This is a genomic window from Clostridioides sp. ZZV14-6009, from assembly GCF_020658095.1.
Taxonomy (GTDB): Bacteria; Bacillota; Clostridia; order Peptostreptococcales; family Peptostreptococcaceae; genus Clostridioides.
This window is the reverse complement of the sequence record NZ_JAGWDG010000008.1, coordinates 119,564-137,255: the sequence shown is the minus strand read 5'-3', so window position 1 is coordinate 137,255 and position 17,692 is coordinate 119,564. Positions and strand designations below refer to the sequence as shown.

Genomic DNA, 17,692 nt, shown 5'->3' with positions numbered 1-17,692 from the left:
ATATCTAAAGGTCAAAGAAGAATAAGGAAGCAAAAATCATTGTATCAGCCAAATGACTTGATTAAATATGATGGAAATGTTTATACAGTTAAAGGTAGTCAGAATGAGGGTAAATACATAGCTTTAAAAGAAATCAAAAAAGTACCAAATGTAAAACTAATTAAGCCATATATCTTTAAGAAGGGGTTAAATTGGAGTCATGGATTATATTAGTAGAAATCATTCTAAGTATTTGTTATTAGTACATCTGATATTTGTATGTAAATACAGAAAAAATTTGCTAATTAAATTTGGCGATGAAATTAAACATATTCTTAGTGATGTAGCAAAAGAAAAAGATTTAATCATGGTTGAAATGGAAGTTGATAAAAATCATGTGCATCTATTAGTTAAATACAAACCAACAGTTTCTATATTGGAGATAGTAAGATGGTTCAAGCAAATTTCAACTTATAGAATTTGGCGAATTAATAATAATCAATTATACCTTAACAAATATTTTTGGAAGGAAAAGACTTTTTGGTCAGATGGATATTTTGCTTGTAGTATAGGAGCTGTTTCTAAGGAAACTATTGAAAGATATATACATAATCAGGGATAAGGCTTACATCCACTAACCTAAAGGTATAGTGGTTTTACGCCTTATCATATAAAAGAAAAAGAATGAGAGAAGAAGGTATATCCAAATCAAAAATAGATAAAACAAACTTTTTAGATGTTATAGCAGAGGATAAGAAATTAATTGAAGGGTATATATCTATTGTAAAAGATATGGCGATTAAATATGGTATATTAATTAGAAATACTTAATTTGTATATTGATAAATAAATATTTGGAATATGGAGGAATGAAAATGAAAGTAGATTTATCTAAAATTGAATTTTTAATAAGTGAAGCAACAAATGTTAATTTGAGCTTAGAAGAACTTAATGTAGCAAAAGAGATACTTAATACATTAAATAAAAACGCAAAAAGCATCTCATCTCCAATTGATATATTAGTATTTTGTAAAGATGCACTTAGATACAATCCTGTCTCAGAATTTATTTATACTGAGCTCTAACTGTTCTATGTGCTTCTCTTAGAGCATGATATATTTGATGGTATAAAGCTTCATACTCATAAGCATATTCTTCCACAGTTTTACCTTTCAAATCATAATTAGCATCCAAATACCTAATTGTAAGTTCATGCACTTTGTCTATACCAGCTAAACTATCAGACATAGTTGCCACCACCTTTAATAAAAATTAAGAACATATGTAAATATTTCTTGAATTAATTATATCAAATAAACAAGTTATAGAATAGAGGTATGAAATGATAGAGCAAATATTGAATAAAAGAGGTAGTCTATTAAATTTAGCAAGTGAGTACTTGACAGAACAAGACTACCTCAACTTTCAAAGATGGTATACATATATACATAGAAAGAAAGATGCTTATGAGGCTTCTATAAATGAATATTTAAATTATAAGGATGACAAAAAGTTAGTAATGTATGTATTTAATTTAAAATTTCAAGAAGCTCTCACAGAAATATAATATTACTAAAAATGGTGATTGAGATGAATTATAATTATATAACTAAAATTGACCTAAAATATGGAAATACGCAATTTGGATTTGATAAATATAATGACGCTTTAAATAAGTACAGAGAACTTAAAGAAGAATTTAAGTATGTTCCATGTATTATAAAACTACATTCATATATAGCACACCAAGATTTATATGTGAAAGAAATTAAAGCTGATGGTTTTGAAAAGAAATATTCAGATATTAAAAATTTAATAAAATTGTTTAAAGAACATAAACAAAATATATCAGATGAACTAAGTCTTTGTGATAAGAAAAAGGAAGAAGTATTACATGTAATAGAAGAAATGAATTTAGATACAACTTCTTTAAATGATAAGATTGATACCATTAAAGAATTAAAAAATATTTTAGTTAAAAGGAGGTTAGTAAAATATGAGTTAAACAAATATTTAGCATTTGATAATACTTTAAATGAAATTAATCAAAAACTAGATAAGTATGAAACTAAATATAAACCACTAGAGAATCAAGGGAAGAGTAAATTTAAGAAAAATAAAAAGTAGGTGATTAAATGCATGATGTAAAAATAGAAACAAATCGAAATATAACAAAAGTTATAATTAATGGACATGATATAGGTGATATTATTGGATGTAAAATAATAAGTTCATTTGTTGAAAGTGGAATGAAAAATGAACTTACTATTAAACTATCTGTGAAAAATTTAGAAATTATTACTAATTAGATTGGTTATAACATTAGATGCAATTTCAGTTAAAACATTAATAGATGTAGAACCAACTTTTGAAGCAACTTCTTTAGTTTTATTCCAATTTGTGTTTAAACGTACATTAGCTAAGAATTCATGACCTAAAGGTGTTAAATCATCAATAGTACAATGAGCTGAAGTCCAAGAAATTCTGGTAAAAAAACCGTATAAATTACATTGCCTTATATGATATGAAATCTCTTCATCATTATATCTTTGTAATAAGTCATAGTTGTTTTCTTCTTTTCTGTTATAATACATGACTTGAGAGAAACTTGTATTTTCTTCTACAGTCAATAATAAATCTCTAATACAATCAGGGTTTAGTTTCATAATGTTACCACCTTTTAAATTAATTTGAATTTCTTAAGTTAATTATATCAAATATATAGTTGGGGTACATAAATTTTTTAGGATGATTGAAAAATGTGGTTGTAAATGTAATAAGAAAAATTATAAGGAGGTATATATGGAGAATAAGGTTGAATTAACGCAGGAAGATGTCAAAAGTGTTTTTGTTGCTTTAAATACTATTAAATATATCTGTGAGAAATCTAAGCATTGTAAAAATTGTCCTCTTGGATATATGGAGAATGTAGAGGAACATAATTGTATGTTATATAGATTAATGAAAAATGATTTATTACCAGTTGATTGGTGTATAAAAGAGGTTCCAAGATTATTAGATACAACATCTATTTAAAGGCAATAAGGAGGTGTGCAAAATGAAAAATAAGCCTGTAAGTGTTAAAAAATGTGAATGTGGAGGAGATATATATGAACTTAATACAAAATTAGGCATTATATATCAATGTAAAAATTGTGGCGAGATGTATAAATAAATCAATAAGATATTGGGGGATTAATTATATGAGTAAAGTTTGGATAGATGCAGGGTCATTTTTAGAAAATGCTGAAGGTAAAGTACATGTATTTAAACATAATATAAATAGAAATGAACAAGAATGTTCAATTAATTTATATAAATTAAATTCTAAAGGTCAAGGGAGAAAAAGTAAAAAAATAGAATGTTTCAATATTAATACAGGAGAAGTTAAAGAGTTTTTGGGAGGTATAGAAGCAAGTGAATATTTGAATGTCAGCTTGAGTTATATTTTTCGTTTAGTTAAAGAAAATAAGGTAACCAGTCATGGGTGGAAAGTGAAATATGTTTAAGATATTATAGATAGAATTATTGAATATAAATCACGAAATTGAACAAAATTTAGTGTTTTCAATGATGACAAAAGTGTAACAAGGATAATAAATATATAAGGAGTGATTATTATCAAGAGTCTAAGGTGTATATTTAGACACAAGTTTTCAAGAGTAAAAGATTGTCAATTAATCACAACAAGAAGTCAACAATATACTTGTAAAATTTGGATGTGCAAATATTGTGGAGAGATTATAGCTGGAGCGACTCCTGTGTATCATCCTAATATGAAAATAAATGAGTATTGTATAAAATGTGAGTTTTTAGCATGTGTAAATAATTATGATGGATATTGTAACGCTAAAGATAGAGAAATTGAATTTAAGTCTATTTGCTTAGACGGTGATAAAGAGACTTTAGAATGTAAAAATTTTGATTTAGAATAAATTTAACTTAAATATGAGGATTTTAAAATATGAAAATAAATATATTTGTTAAAAAAGTATTTTTATATGATTTTACCTAGTAGATATAATAAGAATTTAAATCAAGATATACAAAAATTACAAAAGGAGGTTTTTAATGAAAGAACTTTTAGAAGTAAAAAATATATTTGACAGTTTAGCAGCTACATCTAGTAGAAAAGAAAAAGAGAGAATATTAGAAAAATATAAAAATAATAGAATATTTGTTGAATGTTTACAATTTCTCTTAGATTCAAATATTCTAACTGGAATATCTAAGAATAAAGTATGTAAGAAGTTAAATAATACTAGTCATAATGAATTAGAAAACATATATGATATGATTGACTATTTAATTAAGAATAATACTGGCAGAAACATAGATGTAAAAACAATACAAGTATTTGCCAGTAAAAATGAAGAATTAAAGGATTTTATTTTTAATTTAGCTACAAAATCAATTAAATTAGGAATAACATATAAGACTGTAGATAAAATAATGCCAGGTTTAATTATCTAATAAATTTTGTATTTTTTACAAAAAACTATTGAGAACATAGAGGTTATATGATATGATAAAAATATAATAAGAACAGAGAAGGTAAAAAGGAGGTAATGAGATGACTGACAAAATAATAATAGCAAGTGTAGATGGAGAGGAAATGATATTTAGAACTGAAATGAAAAAGTTAGAAAAAGGAGATAGTCTTATAGTTTCTGTAAATGGTGTAAAAAGATTAGCTCTATTCATTAGGTATATAAGTACTTGTGAAGAATATATAGAAGATATAGCATTTCAAAAAGTAGATGAAATATTATATGAAAACACAATTGCTAAAGAAAAAGAAAGAGTTAAAAAGGTATTTAAAGATAAGTGTATGAAAAATTATAAACCTATTGTTAATATAGAAATAGACTCTTATTTAAGAGAATGTGGTTTCAATTGTGATGGCAGACAATTTTTCAAAAGTATAGATAATACACAAATTTTAATTAGTAGGGATTGTGATAAAGATGTTTTGATTGTATCGAAAGGTTTGACGATAACCAAAACAGATATAACAAATAAAAATTTAATTACAGTTATTAAAATAATAAATAATAGTCTATTAATAGTTAGGTAATAGAAATAAATATTGGTCTTTTAAGAATAGAAAAAAATATTTTTAAGTGAATTAGTGTTCTAATGTATTATAAAAATATTTTTAAATAAAAGGGAGTGATTTAATGATAGGTTGGGAAATGAATGAAATGCAAAATGCAATATGGAATAATAAATATAGGAATAATAATGAAACCTTTAATGAATGGCTCAATAGAGTGTCTAATGGAGATAAAGAAGTAAGGAAATTAATGCAAGAAAAAAAATTCTTGTTTGGTGGTAGAATATTAGCTAATAGAGGATTACAAAATGATGGAAGAAAAATAACTTATTCAAACTGCTATGTTTTAGCAACTGGTGATTCTATTGAAGATATATACCAAACATGTAGTGATACTGCAAGAACCTTTTCTTATGGAGGAGGGGTAGGAATTGATATATCTAAGTTAAGACCTAGAGGAGCAAAAGTCAATAACTCAGCTAAATCTACAACTGGTGCAGTTTCATTTATGGATACATATTCCTTAGTTGCTGAAACAATAGGTCAAAGTGGTCGTAGAGCTGCTTTAATGATATCTCTCGATATTAATCATCCAGACATCGAAGAATTTATAGATATTAAAACAGATTTAAACAAAATTACTAAAGCTAATATATCTGTAAGAATAACAGATGAATTCATGCAGAAAGCTACAGGAATAGATTCAAATCCAATGTATAATTGTTCTTTTACAAGAGAAGAAACTGGTGAAATTATAGTTAAAGAAATAAATGCTAAAGAACTATTCAATAAACTATGTGAGAATAATTGGAATTATGCAGAACCAGGAATTTTATTTTGGGACAAAATAAATAATTATAATTTATTGAGTGAAGATGATGAATTTGAATATGCAGGTGTAAATCCTTGTGCTGCTTAATTTCGGCTCAAGTAAAAAATTGGGGTGTATCGGTGAAGTCTAAATTATTAGTGTTTATAAGTGAATAAAGAAATTTTACATATGAGAAATATAACATTTGATTTTAAAGTATCTGAAAGATATAAATACTATGTAACAGGAAATGGGAAAGTATTCAGATTAGACACTAGAAATAAAAAAATGGAAGAGTGTTTTTACCATATAGCACATGGTTATAAGAGAATAAGAGTTACAGATATAGAAACTGGTATTAGGAGATATAAAAGAGTATGCAGATTAGTTGCACAATATTATGTAGATAATTTAAATCCAAGAGAATTTGATATAGTTAATCATATTGACGGAAATAAATTAAATGATAATTATACAAACTTAGAATGGTGTAATATATCAATAAATACTCAGCATGCTTATGATACTGGATTAATAAAAGATAGAGGAGGTTGGAAAAATAAACCTTATTCACAAAGAAAACATTAATAACAGGATAATACCGAGAGCAGTAATATCTAATACTGTTTGTAGAGCATAGTAGATGAGCGATAAAATGAGAGCAATAATTCTACCACGAGCCTCCAACTACTTGATATGAGTAGAAAATATATGCCGACCTTATAGGAAACTATAAGAAGTAGAGGATAAAAAGCCTTTACGATAACAATGTGGAAGAGCCACTTCCAGCTGGAGGTAGTTGTCTTTTAGGCTCATTTAATTTAAGTGAATATGTCAAAGAAGATAAAACTTTTAATTATAATGATTTTAGAAAAGATATAAAAATAGTAGTAAAAGCAATGAATGATGTTTTAGATGAAGGGTTGCCTTTACATCCATTGAAAATTCAAAGAGATACAGTCAGAGATTACAGACAAATAGGTATTGGGGTTATGGGAATAGCTGATATGCTCATAAAAATGAATGTAAGATATGGTTCAGAAATGGCAATTGAATTATGTAATGTGATAGGTAAATGTTTGGCAGATGAAACATTAAAACAATCAGCATTATTATCAAAAAAATATGGTACATATCCAAAATATAAGGAATGTATTTTAAAATCAGAATTTATTCAGGAAAACGCATCTCATGAAACACTAGAATTAATAGAAAAATATGGTCTTAGAAATTCACAACTTTTAACAATCGCTCCAACTGGAAGTATATCAACTATGCTAGGAATATCTGGAGGAATAGAACCAATCTTTGCCTTTTCTTACACTAGAAAAACTGAAAGTTTACATGATAAAGAAAAATATTATAAAGTTTATACACCTATAGTAAAAAAATATATGAAAGAAAACAATATTGAAGATGAAAAAGCACTTCCAAATTACTTTGTAACAGCAGAAATATTAATTCCAAGAGAACGTATTTTAATGCAGTCAGCATTTCAAAAACATATAGATGCGAGTATTTCATCTACTGTAAATTTACCTAATGAAGCAACAATTGAACAGGTCAAAGAGTTATATTCATTGGCATGGGTTAATGGATTAAAAGGATTAACAATATATAGAGCTGGTTGTAAGCGTGAGGGAGTTCTTACAACTGATAATATTAATAGTACACAAGAACTTAAAAGAGGAGATTGGAAGCCTATATCTGGTGATTCTGTTTTATATAAAAGAAAGTTACATATCGGTTGTGGGAAATTAGTTTTGTTTATATCTTATTCTGAAAAAGAGAAAAGTATACAAGAGCTGTATGTAAAAAAGGCTGGTTCAGGTGGATGTGAAAAACTTCTTGAGTCTACAACAATAGCAATGAGTGGAATACTTAGACTTGGAGGGACTTTAGACAATATAGAAAAAGCTTTAGAAGGTGTTAATACTTGCCCTAGTTTTGCTTCAAGTAGAGCAAAAGGAAATGTATTGGATAGAGGAAATCATTGTGGAATCGCCCTTTTAAATGCCATAAAAGATTTTCTTAAAGAAAAACAGGGAGAGAAAATAGAAGAATCTAAAGAATTTGAGCCAAAATGCCCTGAATGTGGGCTAAATATTCAAATGATGGAAGGATGTATGACTTGCCCTAGTTGTGGGTGGAGTAAATGTAATTAAATTAAGAGGGATTATTCCCTCTTTGGAGGTGATTGTTTTGACAAAAGAAGAATTTACAGCTAAGTTTCTTAAAGAACAACAAAGAAGAAGAAAAATGTTAGAACATGATATTATAGATTTTAAATCTAAGTGTAGATTAGATGCTTGGAAAAAACATAGAAAAAGATAGGTGGAATCAAATGAATCAGATTTATTTTGCTAAAAGTAAAAATATAGGAGATTTTTATGTAGGAACTGGTAATAAGATTGGATTTAAGAGCATAGGAGCATTAAAGACTTCAATAATACTTAAAGACAAAGAAATTGAACAATATGATTTATATTATATAGATTTAAATTTAAATATTCATAAGTTTGTAGATTGGGAGATGATAAAATAATCAACTAACTTAAAAGGAGAAGTTTTATGAAAGTAGTGGAGCTGAATCAAAATGAAATAAGAGCTATAGATGCTTATATGTCATCAAATCCTTGTCGTAGTGGATGTGCTTATGATGAAATTCAAAATTCAAAGAAAGATTGTGACAAATGTGAGCTTGAAGAAGCGAAAATAAGTATATTGGAAAAGTTGAATTTAATATAAAAAAGGAGGAATAGAAATATGGAAGAAAAAATAAATAAAATAAAAATTTTAGTTAAAGAAAATTATGATAGTTCTGTTTGTGGTTTTACAGCAGAACGCTCAGCAGGTAATTTTGATGATTGTTTTGATGATGGTTATGTTTGTGGCAGTAGTTGGCTTGCCCATCAAATAGGAAAAATTTTAGAAATGGATTTAGAAGAACCAGAAATTGATGATGACTGTTACTAATTAAAAGAAATAAATAAGTTTGCTAATATTAAGACAAAAAATAAAATTTAAAGGAAGAATTAAAATAAATGCTTGATAATTTAGAGTAGTATTATTCAAAGATGTTCTATTAAACAAGAGTATCTTTGAATAAAAGACAGATTTTAAAAAGAAAGGATATTATAATGGAGAATAAAATAGAAGTTGGAAGTATATGGGGATTAGAAGATTGTATGGCACAACCTCAATGTGTAGGAATAAAATTTAAAGTGATTTCTATTTCATATATAGAAGAATTTAATAAAAGACTTGTAACGTTTATGGAAATTGAAGAAAAAGAAGAAGATACTTGGATAGATGCAAATTGGGAAGATGTTTTTTTAGATGATTTCTTTAAATTAGATTAATTAAAACAACAGTTTTAAGATGAATAAAATTTAAAAGGAGGATTAATAAATATGGATAACAAAGTATTGATACAGTTAACGAATGGAGCAATAGTAGACATAACAACAGAGCAAGGATACTCAAGTGGATGTGAAACATGTGACTATGGTAGCTGTTATACAACAGACTTAATAATAATATATAAGAATAAAAAGAGGGATATTATAAGAGATGAGTCGATGTATGATTATGGGATGTCTTTGTCGTCTATTATGAAAGTTGTCTTAAATCATCAAGAAGATATAGAAAAGTTAAAAGAAGAGGAGTTAGCAGAATTTATAAAAAATAAATTAGAAAATGAGCATGGTTGTGATGAATTAAAAATATTCAATTAAAATCTTAATTTTAACAACTGATTGAATTAAAAAAAAATAAAGAGGAATGGTGGAAATTATGAAAAAATATGTAAGATTAAGTATATTTGCAGAAGGGTATTACAGTGAAGCAACATATGAAGAGTCATTGTTTTTAACAGAAGATGTATGGAATATCATAAAAACAGATATAGAAAAAGAAGAGTTTTCCATTTCTGATTTAGACGGGAAGCATAGCTGTTGTCAGTGTGATTTTGAAGTTGAGGAATTTACCAAAAAAGAAATAATGGAAGGAAAGTTAGTCAATTGTAATGATGGAGATGACTTATATCCTACAGTTGAAGACGCAATGAAAAGTAATGGGATAAATGAAGCGGGAGAAGTACTTGATGCGATAGCCAGAGAGGTGAGTAATTTAGCAAGGCTTTACCCATTTGAAGATGTAACTGTAACAATAAGAAAAGGAAATAAAGAGAAATTAATGGATTTTGTAAGACAATTACAATAAAATGATACTTTTAAGAAGATTGAGGGTGATATATTATTAAGCCAATATTTAATGAAGAAAAGAAATTTTTAGAATTAAAACTAGGAATAACTTTACCAAACGATTGTTGGAGACATGGATCTAAGATATATTTAAATCACTTTGATAAATGTCCAATAATTACATTTAAAGTTGATGGACTACATGACGAAATAAAAATCAAGAAAAATAGTTTAAATAATATGGATTACAGGAGCTATACATTAGAGCAAGAATATAATTTGATAAAAGAAGTATTAAATGAAAAATATTTACAAAGTGTAGAAATGACTAAAAGATGGATTTTGAAATATAAAAATAGCCATAAATTGTTTGTAAGTATAAGTGGTGGTAAAGATTCTGATATTACAAAATACATTGTAGACAAATCAATTAAAGAAATAGGAGAAGATATTCAGTATAATTTAATAGCATTTAATACATCTAATGATACAGCAGAGACTTATAAATATCTTAAACAAGAACATAATATGAGCAAAGATAATATTATAAGCCCTAAATTAGGTTACTATCAATGGATAACAAAGAAGAAAAAATATTTTACTCCTACAGTAATGAATAGAAATTGTTGTAGTACATATAAAGAAGGTCAAATGACTAAAGTTATGGATAAAAAAGATAATATATTAATATTTTTAGGAATGAGAGCAGAAGAAAGTTCTAAACGTAGTCATTATGATTGGAATTTAAATAAGGCTCAAATTGATAAAGGTAAAAAATTGAATGTACCTGAAAATTGGATTAGATTTTTACCAATTGTAAAATGGAGTGATGCTGAAATATGGTTATTTATTTTACATAATAATTTCAACTATAATAAAATGTATGATTTAGGATTCAATAGAGTTGGCTGTTTAATCTGTCCATTTCAAAGTGATTATATAGATTTATTAATCAGAGAATATTATCCCACTCAATGGAAAAGATGGAGAGATATATTAACTAAAAATTATGAACTATTTGGAATCAAAAGAAGATTAAAATGGAGTTTACTAGAATGGACATATGGTGGAAAGTGGAAGCAAGGTACTTCAAAAGAGCAAGAATTAATAAATAAAAAGGCAACAAGTGAAAGAGTTAGTCAATTAGCAGATCTAAAAAACATATCTGAAGAAACAGCTCTAAAATATTTCAATAAAGAGTGTAAATGTCATAAAAAATTAAATCCATCTGAAATAGCAATGAATTTAAAAATATTTGGAACTTATGAAAATAAAAATGATAATAGAGTTTATTTGTGCAAAAAATGTTTATGTAAAGAATTAAATATAAGTAATAAAGATTATGTAGAAAAGGTAAAAGAATTTACTTATGGAGGATGTAATTTATTTTAATAAATGATATATAGAGTTGATGATCCATTTAATTACAATTCAGAAATCTGCAAATCAAAAATATAAAAAGTGTTTAAAATCATGGTTTTAATAAGAGGTGATGACATGAAATTTAGTGAGCTTTTTAGATATGAAATAGCAAACAAGTGTCTTTATGATGAAGACAAGTGTGTTGACATAAAATGCGATAGATGTAATTTAGAAGAAATATGTAATCAAATTTGTCATGAGCTAGAAGAACAAGATAAGGTATAAGATATTAACTCTAAATAACTAAACAAATCTAAATATTCAATTCAAGATAAAACAATTCAAAAATCCAATCAGTATTCAATTCAAAGGAGATGGTATTATAAAAGAATTAAAATTACTAAGTTTATTTTCGGGAATAGGAGCATTTGAAAAAGCACTAGGAAATATTAATGTAAGGTATAAATTAATAAATTACTGTGAGATTGATAAATATGCAAGTAAATCATATTCAGTTATACATAATGTAGATAAAAGTATGAATTTAGGTGATATAACAAAAATTGATATATCTAAGCTTCCACGAGATATAGATATAATTACACATGGAAGTCCATGCACAAACTATTCTGTGGCCGGTAAAGGAGATGGAGGAGATAAAGGAAGTGGGACTGCTTCTTCTCTGATGTGGAATACAGTCGAAATAGTTAAATATGTTAAACCCAAATATGTAGTTTGGGAAAATGTAAAAAATGTACTAAGTAAAAAACATAAACATAATTTTGAACAGTATATAAATGATTTAAAAGGATTAGGATACACTTCATATTACCAAATCTTAAATGCGAAGGATTTTGGAATACCTCAAAATAGAGAAAGAATTTTCTGCATATCAATACTAGGAGAACACACTCCTTATGAATTTCCAATAGGTTTTTCATTAAAATATAGATTAAAAGATTTTCTTGAAAAAGAAGTAGATGGAAAATATTATTTATCAAAAGAAATACAAGATAGATTTACTAAATTTCCAACAGATAGATTAAATAATGACGATTTAGAAGTTATTGGAACAACTACACCGAACCCATACAATGATAAAGGAGATTTAATATTTGATAAATGTACATTTGCATGGTGTTATAATCCAGATAAATGCATATCAACCTTATCTGCAAGAGACTATAAACAACCCAAACAAATTATAGATAAAATAATTAAAGAAGGTAACGTATCTCAACATCCTAAATCTCAAGCAGGTCAAGTTATATCAGATGAAGGATTATCTATGACTTTATGCAGTGGTACACATGGATATGCTATGGGATATATTAAGGAAAATGATGTGTCTAATGGAGCTATAAGAGGTAGATACAATGAACAAGGTGATATTGAACAGAAATTAGAAATAAGAGAAGATGAATGTTCCAATACAATAACTACAGTTCAAAAGGATAATGTTATTATCGAGCCTAAAATAAATCAAGTAGGAGAATTAAATATAAAGGGATATGATTTATTAAAAAGAGTTTATGGGGGTGATGGAATATCTCCAACATTAAATGCTATGACTGGTGGAAATAGACAGCCTAAGATACTAGAAGAAAGAGCAATTAAAGAGGGATATTTTAAATATCCAAATAGCAACAAAGCACATCAAAGTAATACTTGTTATAATCCTAAAGGATTAAGCCCATCTTTAGATACTTGTCAAGGTGGAAATAGGCAAACCAAAATAGTAGAAAGTTTAGATAATAATTTTAGGATAAGAAAACTCACACCAAAAGAATGTTGGAGATTAATGGGATTTGATGATGAAGATATAGATAAATGTATAAAAGCCAAGATGTCCAATACTCAACTCTATAAACAAGCAGGTAATTCAATTTGCGTATCAGTCTTAGAAGAAATATTCAAAAAACTATTCCAGGAATACATAGATAATTAAATGATTATAAAATGTCAGTTTTAAAAGGAGTGATAATTATAGAAAATATAGAAAAAATGTTATGGAAAGAAAAAAATAAATGGATATATAATGATGAATTCATAAAATATCTTATAAAAAAATTTGAAAATGGATATAGTACAAGTTTAATTTCTAAAAACTTAAAAATTAGCTATAAAGTGTTAGAGAAAATAATAAAAAAAAACAATATTAAAGTGCCTATATTAAAAAATAATTCTAATTTTAAGTCTGTTTATCAAAGTTATGATTGGTGTTATCAGAAATATATGGTGGAAGGGTTGAATCATGATGAAATGGCAAAAGAAGCAAATGCAAGTAAAAGAGTGATTGAAAAGTGGTGTACAGAAAAGCACAAACTAACTCAAAAATATAGACAAGAAAATAAACAGCTCAATTACATTCAAAAAGATATTGTAATAGGTTCTCTTTTAGGAGATGGACATATAGACAAAAGACTCAGCCAACCAATATTTATCATATCCCATGCAGAAAATCAAAAAGATTACCTGTTTTGGAAATACAATATTATGAAAGATTTCTTTAATTCTCCTCCAAAATATTATCCTCAAAAAGAAATAAAATATTTTAAACAAAATGGTTATGTATGTCAGCCATTTTATAGAATATCTAGTCGTATACATAATTGTTTTATAAAATATAGAGAAATGGAAGTTATAGAATTAATTAATAATTTAAATGAGTTATCATTCTCAATATGCATGTTAGATGATGGTCATAGAGGTGAAAGTAATTGGGATTTATGTGTAGCTGCATATTCCTTGGAAGAAAAAGAACATTTAATTAAAATTTTAAAATGCAACTTTAAAATTAATGGATACATAAAGAATTGTGATAATAGATATTTAGGATTTACAGCAGTTGATAGTAGAAAAATAGACAAAATAATTTTAAGCAATCTTCCAGACAACCTTGATATTATAAAATATAAAATTCTTAATAAAAAGAGCAAAGCTGCAAACTATAGATATGTAAATTTAGAAAATGGAGAGAAAGTAGGTATATCTAATTTTTGTAGAAAAAACAACATATCTGTGAATAATGAGAAAATTAAACAACTATATGATAGTGGATTTAGAAGTGAAAAAATTCTAATTGAAAAATATAGAGAGGTATAGATGAACAATTATACAATAACCCATATACATACAGATAGGTCTTCTGGTACAACCAACATAGATAGTGTGACAAAACCAGAACAATACATTTCTAAAATAGCAAGTCTAGGTATGAAATCTATAGCTTTTACAGAACATGGCAATATATTCAGTTGGTTGAAAAAAAAAGAATTGTGTGAGAAATATGATATAAAGTATATCCATGCAGTTGAATGTTATATAACAGAAACACTAGATGAAAAAATAAGAGACAATTATCATTGTTGTTTGTATAGCAGAAATCTTGAAGGTGTAAAAGAGTTAAATAAATTGATTTCAAGCTCATACAACAGAAAAGACAATCATTTTTATTATGTTCCTAGAATTTCTTTTGAAGAATTAATAAAAACAAGTGAAAATATAATAGTAACTACAGCATGTCTAGGAGGAATATTTGGAAAAGGAAATGATGAAATCAAAAAAAGATTTTTAGACTTCATTATAAAAAACAAAAATAGATGTTTTTTAGAGATACAACATCATTTAGATGAAAAACAGATTAAATTAAACAAAGAATTATATAAGTTAAGCAAGGAATACAGTCTTAATTTAATTATTGGCACAGACACTCATGCTCTCGATGAAACACATGCAAAAGGAAGAACAATATTGCAAAAAGCTAAAAACATTCATTTTAGTGATGAGGATAAATGGGATATAACTTTAAAGACTTATGACGAATTAATAGAACTATATTTAAAGCAAAAAGCAATTCCAATAGAGAATGTAAAAAAAGCACTTCATAACACTAACATACTTTCAGATATGATAGAAACTTTTGAGGTAGATAAAAGTTATAAGTACCCTAAATTATATAAAAATCCAAAGGATGTTTTAAAAGAAAAAATTATTGAAGGAATTAAAAAAAGAGGAATTCATAAATATCCAAATTATGAGTCTGAATATCTACCAAGGATTAGAGAAGAATTAGAAACTTTTGAACATAATAAAGCTATTGATTTTTTATTATTAGATAACGATATAAAGGAATGGGCAAGAAATAATAATATATATCATGGATATTCTAGGGGGTCTGTTGCAGGGAGTGAGATATGTTATATTATTGGAATGACTGATATTGATAGTATAAAACATGACTTAAATTTCCAAAGATTTATGAACAAAGAAAGGGTAAGCTTGGCAGATGTGGATACAGATTGGGATTCTGTAGGAAGGGAAAAAGTTAAACAGTATATATATAGCAAAGATGAACTATATTGTGCAGATATAATAACATTTAATACTGTAGCTTTAAAAGGAAGTATAAGAGATGTTGGAAGAGCGTTAGATATTCCATTATCAGAAATAGATGATATATGCAAGAATATTGAAGTAAAAGAGAATTATTATAGAAATATTTACAAGGAATTATTTGAATATGTTGACATAATAAATGGTACAATTGTTTCAATTGGTATACACCCTTGTGGTTTAGTTATAAGCCCAATACCATTAGATGAAAACATGGGAACACTAACACTTTCCACATGTGAATATCCAGTCACTATGTTAAATATGAAGGAAATCGACTCCAAGAATTATGTAAAATTGGATTTGCTTGCATTAGATACAGTAGAAATAGTAAATAGAACTTGTGAACTTGCCAATATTCCTAGATTGACTCCTGATAATATAATTAATGACATTAAGGTTTGGGAAAGTATAAGAGAGAATACATTAGGAATATTTCAGTGGGAGTCTGATTCAGCACAAGTATATTTAAAACAATTGTTTTCTAAAAATACAATAGAAAGAATAAAAAGAATAAATCCAAATTTTAGTTATATAGATATATTTTCTGTTGGTAATGGTGCTATAAGACCAGCAGGAGCCTCCTATAGAAATGAATTGGCAAATGGACAATTTAGGGATAATGGACATGAAGCCCTAAATGAATTTTTAGCTCCAACACTAGGTTTTTTAGTGTATCAAGAACAAATATTAGAATTCCTAAATAAATTCTGTGGTTATTCAATGGGTGAGGCAGATATCGTGAGAAGAGGGTTCGCTAAAAAAGTTGGTACAGAAGAGTTTATACCTAAAATTAAATTAGGATTTATTAATACTATGAATAAAAGATATAATATTAGTAAATATGAATCAGAAAAATTAATAGAAAATTTCTTAAACGTAATAATAGATGCAAGTGATTATTTATTTTCATTAAACCATTCAAAACCATATTCTTATCTGGGATATGCTTGTGGTTATCTTAGATATTATTATCCTTTAGAGTTTATGTCAGTTTTATTGAATATAAATAATGGAAACATAGAAAAAACATCCAAAATAACAGAGTATGCGTTAAAAAGAGGCATAAATATTTTTAATCCTAAATTTAGATTCTCAAAATCTGAATACTTCTTTAATAGAGATACAAATAGTATTTACAAGGGAATTGAATCTATTAAATTTTTAAATTCTGATATAGGAGAGTACTTGTATTCTCTTAGAAATAATAAATATGATTCATTTTTAGAACTATTAATAGACTTACAAGGTCATATAAACTCTAAACAATTATCTATACTAATTAAACTAGATTTCTTTGAGGAGTTTGGAAAGTCCAACAAACTTTTAGAGATTTATGATATCTATAATTCAATCTATAATAAAAAACAATTTAAAAAAGATAATTTACCATGCAGTATAAATACTATGAGAAGATATTCTAATAAAGAAACAGAAAAAATATTTAAAGAAGTTGATACAAAAAAGTTATGTTCATACCTTGAGAGCCAAATCGAAAATACAGAGATACCAGTCAATGAAAAAATACAAACCTATTTTGAGTTTGTTGGTTCTTGCAACATAAAAGATAGTAATTCAAATCCAAGACATTGTTTAGTAATAGATATAGATACTAAATATTCTCCTAAAATTACACTGTATAATCTAAAATCAGGTAACACAAAGATTTTTAAGGTAAGTAAAGCTATTTTTGAGGATAATAAAATTAGCATTTATGACTTAGTTTATTTAAAATCGACTAAGGAAAAATCTAAAAGAAAAAAAATAGATGGTAAATGGATTAAGAGTAATACAGAAACAGAATGGTGGGTACAAGAATATTGGAAAGTAGAAAATTAAAAATATGACCTCATATATGACTTTCTAAGACTGTATATAAATGAC

General features: G+C 26.5%; 28 protein-coding genes and 1 pseudogene. 27 read left to right on the top strand and 2 right to left on the bottom strand.

Annotated elements, in window-relative coordinates:
- From KGF36_RS12245 to KGF36_RS12230, 4 genes and pseudogenes are all read left to right on the top strand, one after another.
- Positions 1–213: pseudogene (locus KGF36_RS12245) on the top strand (paclitaxel/taxanoid biosynthesis susceptibility protein TS1); the annotation flags it as partial.
- Entirely contained in the window at positions 200–601 is a 402-nt protein-coding gene (gene tnpA / locus KGF36_RS12240; protein WP_227830498.1) for an IS200/IS605 family transposase, read from the top strand. The pseudogene KGF36_RS12245 and the gene tnpA, both read left to right, overlap by 14 nt.
- A 62-nt stretch (positions 602–663) precedes the next feature.
- Positions 664–810: a hypothetical protein gene (locus tag KGF36_RS12235; RefSeq protein WP_227830499.1), complete on the top strand. Its 147-nt coding sequence runs from the start codon at positions 664–666 to the stop codon at positions 808–810.
- A gap of 44 nt (positions 811–854) precedes the next feature.
- Positions 855–1,064 (top strand): hypothetical protein, encoded by a 210-nt coding sequence (locus tag KGF36_RS12230; RefSeq protein ID WP_077709634.1) that lies wholly within the window; start codon positions 855–857, stop codon positions 1,062–1,064.
- Here KGF36_RS12230 and KGF36_RS12225 read toward each other — a convergent pair.
- Positions 1,045–1,227 (bottom strand): hypothetical protein, encoded by a 183-nt coding sequence (locus KGF36_RS12225; protein ID WP_227825723.1) that lies wholly within the window; start codon positions 1,225–1,227, stop codon positions 1,045–1,047. The genes KGF36_RS12230 and KGF36_RS12225 overlap by 20 nt on opposite strands.
- A 94-nt stretch (positions 1,228–1,321) precedes the next feature.
- Here KGF36_RS12225 and KGF36_RS12220 point away from each other — a divergent pair, with 94 nt between their 5' ends.
- Genes KGF36_RS12220 through KGF36_RS12210 form a run of 3 tightly spaced genes read left to right on the top strand, consistent with a single transcriptional unit; the run spans position 1,322 to position 2,288 of the window.
- Positions 1,322–1,546: a hypothetical protein gene (locus KGF36_RS12220; RefSeq protein ID WP_227825722.1), complete on the top strand. Its 225-nt coding sequence runs from the start codon at positions 1,322–1,324 to the stop codon at positions 1,544–1,546.
- Between the two features lie 23 nt (positions 1,547–1,569).
- Positions 1,570–2,106, top strand: a complete 537-nt coding sequence (locus KGF36_RS12215; protein WP_227825721.1) for a hypothetical protein — start codon at positions 1,570–1,572, stop codon at positions 2,104–2,106.
- Positions 2,107–2,114: 8 nt separating this feature from the next.
- Positions 2,115–2,288: a hypothetical protein gene (locus KGF36_RS12210; RefSeq protein WP_227825720.1), complete on the top strand. Its 174-nt coding sequence runs from the start codon at positions 2,115–2,117 to the stop codon at positions 2,286–2,288.
- On the opposite strand, the gene KGF36_RS12205 is transcribed toward KGF36_RS12210, so the two are convergent.
- Positions 2,268–2,645 (bottom strand): DUF2513 domain-containing protein, encoded by a 378-nt coding sequence (locus KGF36_RS12205; RefSeq protein WP_227825719.1) that lies wholly within the window; start codon positions 2,643–2,645, stop codon positions 2,268–2,270. The genes KGF36_RS12210 and KGF36_RS12205 overlap by 21 nt on opposite strands.
- 136 nt (positions 2,646–2,781) lie before the next feature.
- Here KGF36_RS12205 and KGF36_RS12200 point away from each other — a divergent pair, with 136 nt between their 5' ends.
- From KGF36_RS12200 to KGF36_RS12110, 20 genes are all read left to right on the top strand, one after another.
- Positions 2,782–3,015: a hypothetical protein gene (locus tag KGF36_RS12200; RefSeq protein WP_227825718.1), complete on the top strand. Its 234-nt coding sequence runs from the start codon at positions 2,782–2,784 to the stop codon at positions 3,013–3,015.
- Between the two features lie 167 nt (positions 3,016–3,182).
- Positions 3,183–3,488, top strand: coding sequence for a hypothetical protein (locus KGF36_RS12195; protein ID WP_227825717.1), 306 nt, complete (start codon positions 3,183–3,185; stop codon positions 3,486–3,488).
- A 210-nt stretch (positions 3,489–3,698) separates the two neighbouring features.
- Complete coding sequence (locus KGF36_RS12190) at positions 3,699–3,914, top strand: hypothetical protein (protein ID WP_227825716.1); 216 nt, start codon at positions 3,699–3,701, stop codon at positions 3,912–3,914.
- A gap of 136 nt (positions 3,915–4,050) precedes the next feature.
- Complete coding sequence (locus tag KGF36_RS12185) at positions 4,051–4,452, top strand: DNA ligase (RefSeq protein WP_227828920.1); 402 nt, start codon at positions 4,051–4,053, stop codon at positions 4,450–4,452.
- A 100-nt stretch (positions 4,453–4,552) separates the two neighbouring features.
- Entirely contained in the window at positions 4,553–5,056 is a 504-nt protein-coding gene (locus KGF36_RS12180; protein ID WP_227838704.1) for a hypothetical protein, read from the top strand.
- A gap of 103 nt (positions 5,057–5,159) precedes the next feature.
- Positions 5,160–5,954: a hypothetical protein gene (locus KGF36_RS12175; protein WP_227828922.1), complete on the top strand. Its 795-nt coding sequence runs from the start codon at positions 5,160–5,162 to the stop codon at positions 5,952–5,954.
- Between the two features lie 81 nt (positions 5,955–6,035).
- Positions 6,036–6,434, top strand: a complete 399-nt coding sequence (locus tag KGF36_RS12170) for an HNH endonuclease (protein WP_107612935.1) — start codon at positions 6,036–6,038, stop codon at positions 6,432–6,434.
- Between the two features lie 182 nt (positions 6,435–6,616).
- A complete protein-coding gene (locus KGF36_RS12165; protein WP_227828923.1) occupies positions 6,617–8,011 on the top strand; it encodes a hypothetical protein in 1,395 nt (464 codons plus the stop codon).
- Positions 8,012–8,048: 37 nt separating this feature from the next.
- Positions 8,049–8,180 (top strand): hypothetical protein, encoded by a 132-nt coding sequence (locus KGF36_RS20220; protein ID WP_255287883.1) that lies wholly within the window; start codon positions 8,049–8,051, stop codon positions 8,178–8,180.
- A 10-nt stretch (positions 8,181–8,190) separates the two neighbouring features.
- The gene (locus KGF36_RS12160) at positions 8,191–8,391 is read left to right on the top strand and encodes a hypothetical protein (protein ID WP_227828924.1); all 201 of its coding nucleotides are present in this window, start codon (positions 8,191–8,193) and stop codon (positions 8,389–8,391) included.
- A gap of 26 nt (positions 8,392–8,417) precedes the next feature.
- On the top strand, positions 8,418–8,594 hold the full coding sequence (locus tag KGF36_RS12155; RefSeq protein ID WP_227828925.1) for a hypothetical protein: 177 nt from the start codon (positions 8,418–8,420) through the stop codon (positions 8,592–8,594).
- 18 nt (positions 8,595–8,612) lie between these two features.
- Positions 8,613–8,822, top strand: a complete 210-nt coding sequence (locus KGF36_RS12150) for a hypothetical protein (RefSeq protein ID WP_227828926.1) — start codon at positions 8,613–8,615, stop codon at positions 8,820–8,822.
- A gap of 164 nt (positions 8,823–8,986) precedes the next feature.
- Positions 8,987–9,208 carry a hypothetical protein gene (locus KGF36_RS12145; protein WP_227850811.1) on the top strand — a complete coding sequence of 74 codons (222 nt, stop codon included), beginning with the start codon at positions 8,987–8,989 and terminating at the stop codon, positions 9,206–9,208.
- A 51-nt stretch (positions 9,209–9,259) separates the two neighbouring features.
- Positions 9,260–9,583, top strand: a complete 324-nt coding sequence (locus KGF36_RS12140; RefSeq protein WP_227828928.1) for a hypothetical protein — start codon at positions 9,260–9,262, stop codon at positions 9,581–9,583.
- Positions 9,584–9,641: 58 nt separating this feature from the next.
- Entirely contained in the window at positions 9,642–10,070 is a 429-nt protein-coding gene (locus KGF36_RS12135; RefSeq protein ID WP_227854765.1) for a hypothetical protein, read from the top strand.
- Positions 10,071–10,330: 260 nt separating this feature from the next.
- On the top strand, positions 10,331–11,443 hold the full coding sequence (locus KGF36_RS12130) for a phosphoadenosine phosphosulfate reductase family protein (RefSeq protein ID WP_227821964.1): 1,113 nt from the start codon (positions 10,331–10,333) through the stop codon (positions 11,441–11,443).
- A gap of 105 nt (positions 11,444–11,548) precedes the next feature.
- Positions 11,549–11,698, top strand: a complete 150-nt coding sequence (locus KGF36_RS12125; RefSeq protein WP_227828931.1) for a hypothetical protein — start codon at positions 11,549–11,551, stop codon at positions 11,696–11,698.
- A gap of 34 nt (positions 11,699–11,732) precedes the next feature.
- Complete coding sequence (gene dcm / locus KGF36_RS12120) at positions 11,733–13,361, top strand: DNA (cytosine-5-)-methyltransferase (protein ID WP_413926722.1); 1,629 nt, start codon at positions 11,733–11,735, stop codon at positions 13,359–13,361.
- Positions 13,362–13,372: 11 nt separating this feature from the next.
- Positions 13,373–14,518, top strand: coding sequence for a hypothetical protein (locus KGF36_RS12115; protein ID WP_227828932.1), 1,146 nt, complete (start codon positions 13,373–13,375; stop codon positions 14,516–14,518).
- Positions 14,519–17,647: a PHP domain-containing protein gene (locus tag KGF36_RS12110; RefSeq protein ID WP_227828933.1), complete on the top strand. Its 3,129-nt coding sequence runs from the start codon at positions 14,519–14,521 to the stop codon at positions 17,645–17,647.
- The last annotated feature ends 45 nt before the right edge of the window (positions 17,648–17,692 follow it).

Excerpts from the sequence above, each read along its gene's own strand:
- tnpA (WP_227830498.1), top strand. The coding sequence starts at position 200 with ATGGATTATATTAGTAGAAATCATTCTAAGTATTTGTTATTAGTACAT.
- KGF36_RS12235 (WP_227830499.1), top strand. The coding sequence starts at position 664 with ATGAGAGAAGAAGGTATATCCAAATCAAAAATAGATAAAACAAACTTT.
- KGF36_RS12230 (WP_077709634.1), top strand. The coding sequence starts at position 855 with ATGAAAGTAGATTTATCTAAAATTGAATTTTTAATAAGTGAAGCAACA.
- KGF36_RS12225 (WP_227825723.1), bottom strand. The coding sequence starts at position 1,227 with ATGTCTGATAGTTTAGCTGGTATAGACAAAGTGCATGAACTTACAATT.
- KGF36_RS12220 (WP_227825722.1), top strand. The coding sequence starts at position 1,322 with ATGATAGAGCAAATATTGAATAAAAGAGGTAGTCTATTAAATTTAGCA.
- KGF36_RS12215 (WP_227825721.1), top strand. The coding sequence starts at position 1,570 with ATGAATTATAATTATATAACTAAAATTGACCTAAAATATGGAAATACG.
- KGF36_RS12210 (WP_227825720.1), top strand. The coding sequence starts at position 2,115 with ATGCATGATGTAAAAATAGAAACAAATCGAAATATAACAAAAGTTATA.
- KGF36_RS12205 (WP_227825719.1), bottom strand. The coding sequence starts at position 2,645 with ATGAAACTAAACCCTGATTGTATTAGAGATTTATTATTGACTGTAGAA.
- KGF36_RS12200 (WP_227825718.1), top strand. The coding sequence starts at position 2,782 with ATGGAGAATAAGGTTGAATTAACGCAGGAAGATGTCAAAAGTGTTTTT.
- KGF36_RS12195 (WP_227825717.1), top strand. The coding sequence starts at position 3,183 with ATGAGTAAAGTTTGGATAGATGCAGGGTCATTTTTAGAAAATGCTGAA.
- KGF36_RS12190 (WP_227825716.1), top strand. The coding sequence starts at position 3,699 with ATGTGCAAATATTGTGGAGAGATTATAGCTGGAGCGACTCCTGTGTAT.
- KGF36_RS12185 (WP_227828920.1), top strand. The coding sequence starts at position 4,051 with ATGAAAGAACTTTTAGAAGTAAAAAATATATTTGACAGTTTAGCAGCT.
- KGF36_RS12180 (WP_227838704.1), top strand. The coding sequence starts at position 4,553 with ATGACTGACAAAATAATAATAGCAAGTGTAGATGGAGAGGAAATGATA.
- KGF36_RS12175 (WP_227828922.1), top strand. The coding sequence starts at position 5,160 with ATGATAGGTTGGGAAATGAATGAAATGCAAAATGCAATATGGAATAAT.
- KGF36_RS12170 (WP_107612935.1), top strand. The coding sequence starts at position 6,036 with ATGAGAAATATAACATTTGATTTTAAAGTATCTGAAAGATATAAATAC.
- KGF36_RS12160 (WP_227828924.1), top strand. The coding sequence starts at position 8,191 with ATGAATCAGATTTATTTTGCTAAAAGTAAAAATATAGGAGATTTTTAT.
- KGF36_RS12155 (WP_227828925.1), top strand. The coding sequence starts at position 8,418 with ATGAAAGTAGTGGAGCTGAATCAAAATGAAATAAGAGCTATAGATGCT.
- KGF36_RS12150 (WP_227828926.1), top strand. The coding sequence starts at position 8,613 with ATGGAAGAAAAAATAAATAAAATAAAAATTTTAGTTAAAGAAAATTAT.
- KGF36_RS12145 (WP_227850811.1), top strand. The coding sequence starts at position 8,987 with ATGGAGAATAAAATAGAAGTTGGAAGTATATGGGGATTAGAAGATTGT.
- KGF36_RS12140 (WP_227828928.1), top strand. The coding sequence starts at position 9,260 with ATGGATAACAAAGTATTGATACAGTTAACGAATGGAGCAATAGTAGAC.
- KGF36_RS12135 (WP_227854765.1), top strand. The coding sequence starts at position 9,642 with ATGAAAAAATATGTAAGATTAAGTATATTTGCAGAAGGGTATTACAGT.
- KGF36_RS12125 (WP_227828931.1), top strand. The coding sequence starts at position 11,549 with ATGAAATTTAGTGAGCTTTTTAGATATGAAATAGCAAACAAGTGTCTT.
- KGF36_RS12115 (WP_227828932.1), top strand. The coding sequence starts at position 13,373 with ATGTCAGTTTTAAAAGGAGTGATAATTATAGAAAATATAGAAAAAATG.
- KGF36_RS12110 (WP_227828933.1), top strand. The coding sequence starts at position 14,519 with ATGAACAATTATACAATAACCCATATACATACAGATAGGTCTTCTGGT.